The following is an 11,953-nucleotide window of genomic DNA, read 5'->3' as shown; positions in this document are numbered from 1 at the left end:
CAAAACCTTGCCTTCTGGCGGTCAATTCAAGGGCAAAACATGATTCCGACGCCGGCTGTGGGCGTGGTGTGCCTGAAAGGCGATGAAGTCCTGCTGATCCAGCGCGGCACGCCGCCGCGCGTGGGCGAGTGGAGCTTGCCGGGCGGGCGGCTGGAGCCGGGCGAGCGCCTGGCCGACGCCGCCTTGCGGGAACTGCGTGAGGAAACCGGCGTCGAGGCCGAGCTGATCGGTCTGGTTGACGTGGTGGACGGCCTGTTTCCGGAGGCGGGGCGTCATTATGTCCTGATCGACTACGCCGCGCGCTGGGTCGCGGGCGAGCCCGTGGCGGCCGATGACGCGGCTGAGGCGGCCTTTTTCCCGTTCCAGGCCGCGCTGGCCAAGGTGGATTGGGACGAAACGCGGCGGATCATCCGCATGGCGCGCCGGATGGCTGACGGTGATGTCATGTTGAGGGAACCGGATTCGATGGCGCAGCCGGCGTCCGGCGGATAAGCTGGTCTCCACATCGGAGGGCCTAATGAATTTTTCGCTGATTTTCTTTGTGATGTTCGCGGTCTTCGCGCTCATCTTCTTGTTCAGCGTGATCAAGATCGTGCCCCAGGGCCGTGAGTTCACGGTGGAGCGGTTCGGCAAATACACAAAGACCCTGACGCCGGGCATCCACATCCTGACCCCGTTCGTCGAGCGCATCGGCCGCCGCATGAACATGATGGAGCAGGTGCTGGACGTCCCGACGCAGGAGGTCATCACCAAGGACAACGCCATGGTGAAGGTCGACGCTATCGTCTTCATTCAGGTCATGGACGCGTCGGCCGCCGCCTATCGCGTCGAGAATCTGCCTTACGCCATCACCCAGTTGTGCTCGACCAATCTGCGGACCGTGGTCGGCTCCATGGATTTGGATGAAGTCCTGTTCCAGCGCGACAACATCAACTCGCGCCTGCTGACCGTCATCGATGCGGCGACCGAGCCGTGGGGCGTCAAGGTCAATCGGATCGAGATCAAGGATCTGACCCCGCCCGTCGACATCACCAACGCCATGGCCCGCCAGATGAAGGCCGAGCGAGAGCGCCGCGCCATCATCACCGAGGCGGAAGGCGAGAAGCAGGCCGCCATCGCTCGCGCCGAGGGCGCGAAACAGTCCGCCATCCTGCAGTCGGAGGGCCGCAAGGAAGCGGCGTTCCGCGATGCTGAAGCCCGTGAACGCGAGGCGGAAGCCGAGGCCAAGGCGACGGCCATGGTGTCGGAAGCCATCGCGCGCGGCGACGTCAACGCCATCAACTACTTCGTGGCCCAGAAATATGTCGAGGCGTTCGGTGAACTGGCCCGCAACCCGACGGCCAAGACGGTCATCGTACCGGCCGAAATGGGCGGTCTGGTCGGCACCATCGCCGGGCTGGGCGAACTGGTAGGCTTGGCCAAGGAACAGCAACAGAGCCGGTCGGACATCCGTCGCGAACCGTCTCGCGCCGCGGCGGCTTCCTCGGCTTCGACGCCGCCCAGCCGCACCGTTTCGCCGCGTCGATCCGGCGGCGCCGTGCCGACGACGGAGTAGGGCATGGACTGGATCATCTCGCTGCACGCCTCGCAGCCGTTCTGGCTCTGGCTGGCCATTGGCGTCGTGCTGTTGGGGATCGAGGCTGCGGCCTCGACCGAGTGGCTGCTGTGGCCGGCGGTGTCGGCGGGGCTGACGGCCTTGCTGACGGCGTTGGCGCCGCAACTTGGCTTGCCGATTGAAATCGGCGTGTTCGCCGCCTTGACCGTCGCGTCCACGATCCTGTCGCGTCGCCTGATCAAGCGCGTGAATCCCCAGGATCAGCCCGACATCAACGACACCAACGTGCGCCTGATCGGCGAGCGGGCGCGGGTCGTGGAAGCCTTCGTCGATGGACGAGGGCGGGTCTTCGTGTCGGGCTCTGAATGGCCGGCCGAGATCGAAGGCGCAGGGCCTCTGGCCGGCGAGAGCGTCATCGTCGAATCAGTCATCGGTTCGCGCCTGAAGGTCAGGGCGGTCTAGGCGGCTCCAAGGACTGGAGGGGCTAGCGGCCCCTTAATCGGCCACACCGCGATTGGCCAGGCCGTCGGCCCGCTCGTTCAAGGCGTGGCCGGCGTGGCCCTTGACCCAATGCCATTTGACCTCGTGGCGGCTGCGGGCCTCGTCCAGGCGCCGCCACAGGTCTTCATTCTTGACCGGCTTCTTGTCGGCGGTCTTCCAGCCCCGGGCTTTCCAGCCGCGATCCATTCCGTCACGCCTTGCATGACGTATTTGCTGTCGGTGTGCAGATCGACGCGGCAGGGACGCTTCAGCGCGTCCAGCGCCATGATGGCCGCCATCAACTCCATGCGGTTGTTGGTGGTCAGAGCCTCGCCGCCCCAGAGTTCCCTCTCATGACCGCCGCCGGTTTGCAGGATAGCGCCCCAGCCGCCGGGGCCGGGGTTGCCCTTGCAAGCGCCGTCGGTGTGGATGATGACGTGATCGTTAGGATTCATGGTCGCGATGCCTACAGCCTCCCTTGGCGCATCGCCATCACTCAGCCTATATGACGCACAACAATCAGTCGGTGGGGCGCGCGTGGGCGCGGCCGCCCCTTGAGGAGGTATCGCCATGGGCTCCATGAGCATCTGGCACTGGGCCATTGTCGTCGTTGTCGTGCTGGTCCTGTTCGGCGGCCGCGGCAAGCTGTCCGGCATCATGGGCGACGCGGCCAAGGGCATCCGCGCCTTCAAGGACGGCTTGAAGGACGACACGGACGCCAAGGGCAAGGAAGCGCCGGGCGCTCTGCCGCGCACCGAGGCCGAAAAAGAAGAACTGAACCGCTGAATTTCGCCGGAAGACGCTGAACCATGGGTGGTCTTGGCCCCGGCATCGGCGGGTTCGAAATCCTTGTCATCGGTCTAGTGGCCCTGCTTGTCGTGGGGCCCAAGGATCTGCCCATGCTAATGCGCAGGGTGGGCCAGTTCGTCGGCAAGGCGCGCGGCATGGCCAATGAATTCCGCGCCAGCTTTGATGAAATGGCGCGCCAGTCGGAACTGGACGACCTGCGCAAGGAGGTCGAGGCGCTGCGGTCGGGGCAGGGGATGTACGCCCTGGGCGCCGACGCGGACGAAGCTTTCAAGGACATCCGCAAGGAGCTTGAGGCGCCGCTTGAGACGCCGGCCGTCCCCGAGCCTGTCGAACAGGCCCCGGCGCAGATTGAGGTCACGGGCGTCGACGAATGGCCCGACAGCGCCACGGCCGTCGTTGCGTCCGAGCCCGCGCCCAAACCAGCGACGAAGCCGAGAGCCAAGAAGGCGGACGCCGCCGCTGGCGCGGCCGCGTCCAAGGTCAAGTCGCGCAAGGCTACGCCTAAGTCTGACGCCCCGCCGTCCTCGCCGAAGCCAGCCGCTGCACGTACAAGGGCTCAGCGCGCCAAGAAGGTCGATCTATGAGCCGCGCCGACCATGATGAAGCCGACATCGAGGCTTCGCGCGCGCCCCTGATGGATCACCTGATCGAGCTGCGGTCGCGGCTGATGATCTGCGTGGCCGCCTTCATCATCGCCTTCATCGGCTGTTTCGCCTTTTCAGAGACCCTCTACCTGTTTCTGGTGAAGCCCTATGTGGTCTCGGCCGCGTTCCACCAGACGGTGGGCGCACACGGCCATGTGTCGCCGTTCAGCCTGATCCTGGGCACGGCCGGGCTGATCCCCGTGCCGGACGTGGACCACAACAGCGTGCGGTTGATCTATACGGCGCCGCTCGAAATCCTGTTCACCAAGATGAAACTGGCGGGCTTGGGCGCGGTCATCGTCGCCTTCCCGATCCTGGCCTGGCAGTTGTATCGCTTCGTCGCGCCGGGCCTGTATCGCAATGAGAAGGGCGCCTTCCTGCCGTTCCTGATCGCGGCGCCGGTGCTGTTCCTGCTGGGCGCTGCGCTGGTCTATTACGTCATGCTGCCCTTTGTGATGTGGTTCTCGCTGAGCCAGCAGATCATCGGGGAGAATGTGGCCGCCGAACTGCTGCCCAAGGTGTCGGACTATCTGAACCTGGTGACGGCGCTGATTCTGGCCTTCGGCCTGTGCTTCCAGTTGCCGGTCGTCATGACCCTGCTGGGGCTTGCGGGTCTGATCAGCAGCGAACTGATGGCCAAGGGCGCCGCTACGCCATCGTGGCCGTGGTCGTGGTCGCCGCTGTGGTGACGCCCCCGATCCGATCAGCCAGCTGATGCTGGCCGTGCCGATGGTGCTGCTCTACGAGGTGTCCATCTGGTGCGTCCGCATCATCGAGCTGCGCCGCAGGAAGGCGGATGCAACTGACGGGCTGACAGTCTGACCTCAGGCTGGGGACAGCGCGGCCTAAACCGGACCTGAGCCGTTCAGCAGATCGGCGAGCACCGCGGGCAGCCCTTGCGGCAGGTCTTCTGAGATCAGCCCCGGCCCAAAGCGTCGCGCGGCCTCAGAATGCATCCACACCGCCGCCCGTGCGGCGTCGAAGCTGTCCATGTGTTGGGCGATCAATCCGCCGATCATGCCCGCCAATACGTCGCCGCTGCCCGCCGTGGCTAGCCAGGGCGAACCGTCGCCGTTGACCGCCAGGCGGCCGTCCGGCGCCGCGATGGCCGTCGCCGCGCCCTTCAGCACCACGATCGCCCCGGCCAGACGCGCAGCCTCCTGCGCCGCGCCCTCGCGGCCTTCCGCCGCCAGCAGGCCGGGAAACAGCCGCTCGAACTCGCCTTCGTGCGGGGTCAGGACATCGTCCCGATCCAGCCAGGCGAACAACTGCTCAGGTCGATCGCGGAACAGGGTCAGGGCGTCCGCGTCGACCACCAGCGCCGCGCCGGTACGTGCCAGCGCCGCCAGGTTCAACGCCGTGCTTTCGTTCAGTCCGGCAGCGGGACCGATCACGACGGCGTCCATCGGATCGGCCAGGGCCTGAAGCTGCTCGGGCGTCGCGAAGCTGGCCAGCATCACCGCCTCCAGCGCGGAAGCCAGACCCGGCGCCGCGTCCGGCGGGCAGAAGACCTTGACCAGACCCGCCCCCAGCCGAAGGCCGGCTCTGGCGGACAGGCGCGCGGCCCCGGTGGACAAGGCGCCGCCCGAGACGACGCCCAGCCTGCCGCGCACATGTTTATGGCTATCAGGCCCCGGTCGAGGCAGCAGATGACGCCACTCAGAGGGACTGTTACCGAACTTCATGTGGATTTCCGTTCACGGACGGCCTCTGGGCGCGAAAAACGCTTGCCAATTTGTGCGATGCAATGTCCCTTTACCGCCCGAGCGTCGGACCAAACAAGGAGCCGGCTCGGGACTTGCCATGAAGAAGATCGAAGCCGTCATCAAGCCGTTCAAGCTGGATGAAGTAAAGGATGCGCTCCAGGATATCGGGGTGCAAGGCATGACTGTGCTGGAGGCCAAGGGATATGGCCGCCAGAAGGGTCATTCGGAACTCTATCGCGGCGCCGAGTACGTCATCGACTTCCTGCCCAAGATCAAGATCGAGGTGGTGGTGGCCGATGACCTGGCTCCGGCTGTGGTCGAGGCGATTCAAAACGCGGCCCGCACCGGCAAGATCGGGGATGGCAAAATCTTCATCACCAGCCTCGAAGACGTGATCCGTATCCGCACGGGCGAAACCGGCGCCCAGGCCATCTAGACCAGCGGCCGCCTCTCGGGGCGGCCGATTTCATTCCCAGTACAGGACCTCCTCCCCATGAGCGCCGCCGAAAAGATCCTGCAGGAGATCAAGGATAAGGACGTCCAGTACGTCGATCTCCGTTTCACCGACACGCGCGGTCGGGTCCATCACGTCACCTTCGACATCGGCATGGTCGATGAGGAATTCCTCGAAGACGGCACCATGTTCGACGGCTCCTCGATCGCCGGCTGGAAGACCATCAACGAGTCCGACATGCTGTTGAAGCCGGACCTGTCGAGCGCCTTCATCGACCCCTTCTACCAGCAGACCACCCTGTTCATGTTCTGCGACGTGCTGAACCCGGACACCGCCGAGCCCTACAATCGCGACAGCCGCTCGATGGCCAAGAAGGCCCTGGCCTATGTCCAGTCGTCCGGCGTGGGCGATACCGTCTTCTTCGGTCCCGAAGCCGAGTTCTTCGTGTTCGACGACGTGCGCTGGAACACGGCGCCGCACGACACCCGCTACAGCTTCGACTCCACCGAGCTGCCCGCCAACACCGGCGCCGAATACGCCGAGGGCAACCTGGGCCACCGTCCGGGGCCCAAGGGCGGCTACTTCCCGGTCAACCCGGTCGATTCGGGCCAGGATCTGCGCGGCGAGATGCTGGCGGTCATGAAGGATCTGGGCCTCGACCCTGAGAAGCACCACCACGAAGTCGCCCCTGCCCAGCACGAGTTGGGCCTGAAGTTCAGCGACCTGCTGACCATGGCCGACCGGATGCAGCTGTATAAGTACGTGATCCACAACGTGGCCCACGCCTATGGCAAGTCGGCGACCTTCATGGCCAAGCCGATGTTCGGCGACAACGGCTCGGGCATGCACGTGCACATGTCGATCTGGAAGGACGGCAAGCCTCAGTTCGCCGGCGACAAATACGCCGGCCTGTCGCAGGAATGCCTGTGGTACATCGGCGGGATCATCAAGCACGCCAAGGCCATCAACGCCTTCGCCAACTCGACCACCAACTCCTACAAGCGTCTGGTGCCCGGCTATGAGGCGCCGGTGAAGCTGGCCTATTCGGCCAGCAACCGCTCGGCCTCGATCCGCATCCCGCACGTCACCTCGGCCAAGGCCAAGCGTCTGGAAGCGCGCTTCCCCGATCCGATGGGCAACCCGTATCTGACGTTCGTGGCCCTGCTGATGGCGGGTCTGGACGGGATCGAGAACCGCATCGATCCGGGCGCGGCCGCCGACAAGAACCTGTACGATCTGCCGCCCGAAGAGCGTCACTCGATCCCCGAGGTCGCCGGTTCGCTCCGCGAGGCTCTGGAGGCCCTGGACGCCGACCGCGCCTTCCTCAAGAAGGGCGGCGTCATGGATGACGACTTCATCGACAGCTACATCACCCTGAAGCAGGAAGAAGTCGCCCGGCTGCAACTGCACCCGCACCCGGTGGAGTTCGACATGTACTACAGCTGCTGATCAGCGGGCCTACGTAAAGGACTTAAGGCGTCGGACCCCGGGTCCGACGCCTTTTCCACGCCCTCAGATCTCAGTCGCATCAGTTATGACGTCAACTATGTTCCAACCATCCCGGCCTTGGCGCTATTTGCCGTCGCCGCGATAGTTCAGTTGGGGCGGGCCGTCACCGACCAGGGGGCGATAGACGAAGTCGGCGCCGCGACGTTCATGGAGCTCGGTAGTTGCCGCAGCGATCGTTTCGGGGCTGACGAACAGTTCAGCCGCCGTCAGGGCCAAGGTCTTGGCGGCGACGACGGCGCCTTTGACGCCAATGCTGGAGCCTGCGGCGGCGGTGTTCTGCCAGCTATGCCCCGCAGAGCCCGGCACGAATGTAGCGGTCGCCAGGCCGACGGTGGGAACGACCCAACTGACGTCCGACACATCGGTCGACCCGCCTGCGCCATCGAAACTCAGCTTGGCGGGCTGGATTTCACCGACGCTCGACAGGGGCGGCTGGCTGGCCAGGGTCTGCTGGAGGTTGGTTGCGAAAGCCGTTTCCTCGGGCGTCCAGGTGATGCCGCCGACGCGGTGCAGGTTGCGGTCCATGACGCTCATCAGCGCGCCGTTGGGCATCATGCTGTAGACGCCGCCGATCTGCTGGAACTCATATCGGGTTTCGGTGCCCAGGGCGGCGCCCTCGGCGGCCTTCTTCAGCCGTTCGATGACGGACAGGACGACCTCTGGGTCGCCGTGACGGACGTAGTAGTAGGATTCCGCATAGTTGGGCACGACGTTGGGCGCTTCGCCGCCATCGGTGATGACGTAGTGGATGCGCGTGCCGTCAGGAATGTGCTCGCGCATCATGTTGGCCATGGCGTTCATCGCCTCGACCGCGTCCAGGGCCGAACGTCCGCGATCCGGCGCGCCGGACGCGTGCGACGACGTGCCGTAGAAGCGGATTTACCGCTGACATTGGCCTTGGTCGTGCCCTGGCTGGCGCTGTTGACGGTTGCCGGGTGCCAATGGAGCGCGACGTCCACGTCATTGAACAGGCCGTCACGGACCATGAAGGCCTTGGCCGAGCCTCCTTCTTCGGCGGGCGTGCCATAGAGGCGCAGTTCGCCCTTGATGTTGTTGTCGATCATCCATTGGCGGACAGCGATGGCGGCATGGCTGGAGGCCGCGCCGAACAGGTTGTGGCCGCAACCGTGACCGGCGATCGCATGCAGAGATTGTTCGACAGGCGATACCGCCTGAGACAGGCCGGGCAGGGCGTCGAATTCAGCCAGCAGGGCGATCACCGGGCCCTTGCCGTTCTTGAAGCTGGCGACGAATGCGGTGGGTTGGCCGGCGATGCCTGCGGTGATGGTGAAGCCGGCGGCCGTCAGATCCTGCTGCAGGAGGGCTGAGCTCTGGGTTTCCTGATAGCCGACCTCGGCGAACTCCCATATGGCCAGGGCGGTGGCTCCCAAGTGCTCGCGGCCGCGCTCGACGCTGTCGATGATGGCGGACTGCTGCGCCGCCGGCAGTTCAGCCGCCCACGCCGATGTGCCCGCAAGACACGATAGAGCGACGGTGATGGCGGTAAGACTGGTGAATTTCATATTCTGAATTCCGCTGTTCATGCGCATGTTTTTGAAGGGTGATGATCGAGACGGCGAACGGGACAGACGATCGCTCGCGGTCATCAGTTTCCGACCACTGAAAACGGCGTCTCCAGGGTGGGCGAAACAGGAATGGAAACCGGACCCATCTTCATTGCGGCGAGGAGCGGAAAAGGATGGCTCTGAAGGCCGTCCTTCTCCGCCGCCCCGGCCGTTTAGAAGCTCTTGGTGACCGAGATTGAGTAGTAGCGGCCGAGCGTATCGTAGTTCTGGCCATCATAGCTGCCGGCGAAATTGCCCACCTGAGGCGGCGTTTCGTTGAGCAGGTTGGAGACGCCCACTCGCACGCTAAGGTCTTTCGGCAGGGTGAAGCGGCCGTTCAAGTCGAAGACGTCATAGGAATCGACGCCTCGGGTCGTGCTGGCCGCATTGCGCACCTGTTCGGCGCTGATCATTGCGGCGGTATGACGCCACCGCAGGCTGATGTTCAGCCAGTCCCGCGTGTAGGCGAGGGTCGTATTGGCCTTCCAGTCGGGGTGGGCCAGGCCGGCGCCTTCTTCCACAGCGGTGCCGCGGCTGCCTGCATAGTTGTAGGACGGGCCGCCCGGCAGGTTCTGAATCTCGAACTTGTCCACATAGCTGACCACGGTGCCCAGAGACAGGCTGCCGGCCGAGGCGGGCAGGCCGACGTCAGCCAGGTCAAACGACCAGTCGATCTGCAGGTCGATGCCGCTGACCTTGAAGGCGCCAAGGTTCAGCGCGGGCTGGCCCGGCTCGAACAGGAAGCCTGTGGTCGGGTTACGCTTGCCCATGACCTGACAGTAGTAGTTGTTCACGTCATAGGTGGGGTTGGCGCCATTGAGGTTGAAGCAGTTCTCCATGGTCTGGATGATCGGCAGGTTGCCGACCGCGCCGGTGACTTCAATCGCGTACCAGTCGATCGAGGTCGAGATCCGCTCCAGAAGCGGCGAAGAGAACGGCGACTGGATGACGGCGCCGATCGAGTAGGTGTCAGTGGTTTCTTCTTGCAGGTTGGGGTTGCCGCCGGTGAGAGCGAACACCTGGGTCGAGCCGAACTGATAGGTCGGAAGCACGCCTGCAGGCACGCCCATGGCCGCGCACAGAGCCTCGACCTTGGCGGCGTTGGCGCCGCTCTGACCGAAGCCGCCGCGATAGCCGGAGCGGACATCGCAGGGATCGCCGCCGAACGGCGTCGCCGCGCTGGGGCTGCCGATGCCCGTGCTGCCCGAAGATTCGGGGGCGTAGAGCTCGCCGACGCTGGGCGCGCGCACAGAGCGATTGTAACCGCCGCGCAGACGTAGGGAGTCTATGACGCTCCAGTCGACATCGACCTTATAGGCGCTGACGCCGCCCACGCTGCTGTAGTCGGAATAGCGATAGCCGAGGTTCATGTTGACCTCGCGAGCCATCGGCATGTCCTTCAGAATGGGGACCAGGGCTTCGAAGTAGATCTCGCTGACACTGGTGTTGCCGCCGGAAGGACGCAGGACGCTGTAGCCCAGGATGTCGCTGCCGACGCCCGGAATATTGTAAAGTTCATCGGAGTTGTACTGGAAGGAGTTGTAGCGATAGCCGAGACCCGTCGCCACGCGGACTTCCCCGGCCGGAAGGTTGAACAATCCGCCCTGCAGGTTCAGTTCGGCGACCCGCTGTTTCATCTCGTTGGTGTTCGAGGTCCGGCGGGTCATGTAGTCCATACAGCTTTGGGAAAGCGCATGGTTGCCGAAGAAGTTGGCTCCGCCCTCGCAGAGCACGGGATAGGCGACCATGCCCACGGAAGCGCCTGTCACGGGGTCGTATTCCATCCGCGAACCGCCCGCGCCGCCGAACGGATCGTACAGCAGGTTCACGACGGCGGATTTGCTGAGCGCGCCGTGCTGGATGTTGTTGGTCTTGGTTTGCCCCACGCTTGCGAAGGTATCCCACGTCCAGTCGCGGTACGGCAGGACGCCATCTGCGCCCAGGACGATCTGATAGACGTCATAGGTGTTGGTCTGTAGGCGGTCGCCGGCGGCGGTGAAGGCCTTCTGGAAGGTGAAGTCGCCGTTGGGATTGGGGCGTGACGCCAGGATCAGCCGGGCGTCAGGCGTCAGGAAGGGGTTGGTGACCGGCGCGCTCAGCGCATAGGCCGCGCCCGACGCCAGGGTCGGGTTGAAGAAGGTCAACGCGTCATAGCTGGTGAAGGTCGCCTGGGCGAAGACCGAGGTATTGTCGGTGACGTCGTAATCAAGCTTGGAGAAGACCGTGACGCGGTCGTTGGTGTTCACGACCTGGCTGTTCGGCCAGCCGAAGTTGAGCTGTTTGCGGCTGCCGGCGATGTATTGGGTGTCCGTCTCCGGGTCGCGGTAGTTCTCGACAAAATAGTTGCCGACTGGCGTCACATGGCTGAACAGGGTGCCGTCCAGATTGAACCCCAGTTGGCCCGTGTAGGTCGCTGAACCGGTGATGGGACTGGTGCCATAGACATTGCGGAACAGGTTGTTGACCACAGCGGCGCTGGGCGCGTTTCCGGGAAAGAGCATGGCCCCGGAATCGAGCGTCGCCGTGCCGTTCTGGGGCGTTCGCATGATATTGAACGGCCGATCGCTCTGAAGCGCAGGCTCGCGTTGGGAGTAGTCGACCGAGACCATGGCGCGGCCGCGACCTTCGGCGAATCGTTGACCGGCGGTGACGGTCGCGCGGAACTGCTCGCCGTCGCCGTATTCGCTGACGCCGTACTGGCTGCTGAGCGTCAGGCCCTCAATGTTGCGCAGCCGGAAGTTGACCACGCCCGCCGTGGCGTCCGAACCATAGGCGGTCGAGGCGCCGCCGGTGATGACTTCGACGTTGCCGATCAGGGCGTCAGGCAGGGTGTTCAGGTCGATCGAGCCGTCCGGAGACGACGGCTGCATCCGGCGACCGTCCAGGAGGATCAGCGTGCGCTTGGGGCCCAGGCCTCTGAGGCTGGCGTTGGCCTGGCCGGCGTTCAGGGTCGTGGTGCTGCTGCCCGTGCTGGCCTGGCCGAAGGCGCCGGTGGATGCGGCAACTGCGTCAGGGCGCGCTCGACCGACACCTGGCCCGTGTCTTCGATAGCCTCGGTCGAGACGGAGACGATCGGGCTGTTGGCCACATAGTCCGGGCGCGCCACCCGCGAGCCAGTGACGATGATATCGCTCACATGGGTCGCGGTTTCAGACTGATCTTCCTGGGCGTGTGCTGCACCGGCCATCAGGGCCGCATAGGCGCATGCACTCGTTAGCAACACGCGGGAG

At 64.7% G+C, this 11,953-nt stretch carries 12 protein-coding genes and 2 pseudogenes; 8 read left to right on the top strand and 6 right to left on the bottom strand.

Going from position 1 to position 11,953, the window contains the following annotated elements:
• The first annotated feature begins 39 nt into the window (after positions 1 to 39).
• From V8F63_RS13310 to V8F63_RS13300, 3 genes are read left to right on the top strand one after another with little or no spacing between them, the layout of a single operon-like run.
• Positions 40 to 492, top strand: a complete 453-nt coding sequence (locus V8F63_RS13310) for an NUDIX hydrolase (RefSeq protein WP_392353590.1) — start codon at positions 40 to 42, stop codon at positions 490 to 492.
• Positions 493 to 517: 25 nt separating this feature from the next.
• Positions 518 to 1,555, top strand: a complete 1,038-nt coding sequence (locus tag V8F63_RS13305) for an SPFH domain-containing protein (protein ID WP_025977174.1) — start codon at positions 518 to 520, stop codon at positions 1,553 to 1,555.
• A 3-nt stretch (positions 1,556 to 1,558) separates the two neighbouring features.
• Complete coding sequence (locus V8F63_RS13300) at positions 1,559 to 2,017, top strand: NfeD family protein (protein WP_025977173.1); 459 nt, start codon at positions 1,559 to 1,561, stop codon at positions 2,015 to 2,017.
• A 33-nt stretch (positions 2,018 to 2,050) separates the two neighbouring features.
• On the opposite strand, the pseudogene rnhA reads toward V8F63_RS13300, so the two are convergent.
• A pseudogene (gene rnhA / locus V8F63_RS13295) lies at positions 2,051 to 2,490 on the bottom strand (ribonuclease HI).
• Between the two features lie 115 nt (positions 2,491 to 2,605).
• Here rnhA and V8F63_RS13290 point away from each other — a divergent pair.
• The 3 genes and pseudogenes from V8F63_RS13290 to tatC all read left to right on the top strand — a co-directional run bounded on the left by V8F63_RS13290 (position 2,606) and on the right by tatC (position 4,311).
• Positions 2,606 to 2,821, top strand: coding sequence for a twin-arginine translocase TatA/TatE family subunit (locus tag V8F63_RS13290; RefSeq protein WP_003166998.1), 216 nt, complete (start codon positions 2,606 to 2,608; stop codon positions 2,819 to 2,821).
• Between the two features lie 23 nt (positions 2,822 to 2,844).
• Positions 2,845 to 3,429, top strand: coding sequence for a Sec-independent protein translocase protein TatB (tatB, locus tag V8F63_RS13285; protein ID WP_392353588.1), 585 nt, complete (start codon positions 2,845 to 2,847; stop codon positions 3,427 to 3,429).
• Positions 3,426 to 4,311 (top strand): annotated as a pseudogene (tatC, locus tag V8F63_RS13280) (twin-arginine translocase subunit TatC). The gene tatB and the pseudogene tatC overlap by 4 nt, the downstream one beginning before the upstream one ends.
• Before the next feature lie 23 nt (positions 4,312 to 4,334).
• Here tatC and V8F63_RS13275 read toward each other — a convergent pair.
• Entirely contained in the window at positions 4,335 to 5,102 is a 768-nt protein-coding gene (locus tag V8F63_RS13275) for an NAD(P)H-hydrate dehydratase (RefSeq protein WP_392353587.1), read from the bottom strand.
• A 190-nt stretch (positions 5,103 to 5,292) separates the two neighbouring features.
• Here V8F63_RS13275 and V8F63_RS13270 point away from each other — a divergent pair, with 190 nt between their 5' ends.
• Together V8F63_RS13270 and glnA are read left to right on the top strand one after the other, a co-directional pair.
• On the top strand, positions 5,293 to 5,631 hold the full coding sequence (locus V8F63_RS13270) for a P-II family nitrogen regulator (protein ID WP_025977168.1): 339 nt from the start codon (positions 5,293 to 5,295) through the stop codon (positions 5,629 to 5,631).
• Positions 5,632 to 5,688: 57 nt separating this feature from the next.
• Positions 5,689 to 7,098, top strand: coding sequence for a type I glutamate--ammonia ligase (gene glnA, locus V8F63_RS13265; protein ID WP_025977167.1), 1,410 nt, complete (start codon positions 5,689 to 5,691; stop codon positions 7,096 to 7,098).
• 123 nt (positions 7,099 to 7,221) lie between these two features.
• On the opposite strand, the gene V8F63_RS13260 is transcribed toward glnA, so the two are convergent.
• From V8F63_RS13260 to V8F63_RS13245, 4 genes are all read right to left on the bottom strand, one after another.
• On the bottom strand, positions 7,222 to 7,977 hold the full coding sequence (locus V8F63_RS13260) for a peptidase dimerization domain-containing protein (RefSeq protein ID WP_392355101.1): 756 nt from the start codon (positions 7,975 to 7,977) through the stop codon (positions 7,222 to 7,224).
• Positions 7,956 to 8,702 (bottom strand): hypothetical protein, encoded by a 747-nt coding sequence (locus V8F63_RS13255; RefSeq protein WP_392353586.1) that lies wholly within the window; start codon positions 8,700 to 8,702, stop codon positions 7,956 to 7,958. The genes V8F63_RS13260 and V8F63_RS13255 overlap by 22 nt, the downstream gene beginning before the upstream one ends.
• Positions 8,703 to 8,896: 194 nt before the next feature.
• Positions 8,897 to 11,635, bottom strand: coding sequence for a TonB-dependent receptor (locus tag V8F63_RS13250; RefSeq protein ID WP_392355100.1), 2,739 nt, complete (start codon positions 11,633 to 11,635; stop codon positions 8,897 to 8,899).
• 32 nt (positions 11,636 to 11,667) lie between these two features.
• The gene (locus V8F63_RS13245) at positions 11,668 to 11,859 is read right to left on the bottom strand and encodes a hypothetical protein (RefSeq protein WP_392353584.1); all 192 of its coding nucleotides are present in this window, start codon (positions 11,857 to 11,859) and stop codon (positions 11,668 to 11,670) included.
• Positions 11,860 to 11,953: the final 94 nt, after the last annotated feature.

This window comes from Brevundimonas sp. LF-1, assembly GCF_037055305.1.
Taxonomy (GTDB): Bacteria; Pseudomonadota; Alphaproteobacteria; order Caulobacterales; family Caulobacteraceae; genus Brevundimonas; species Brevundimonas sanguinis.
Note: the sequence above shows the minus strand (reverse complement) of the source record. Positions and strands in the feature narration are given on the sequence as shown.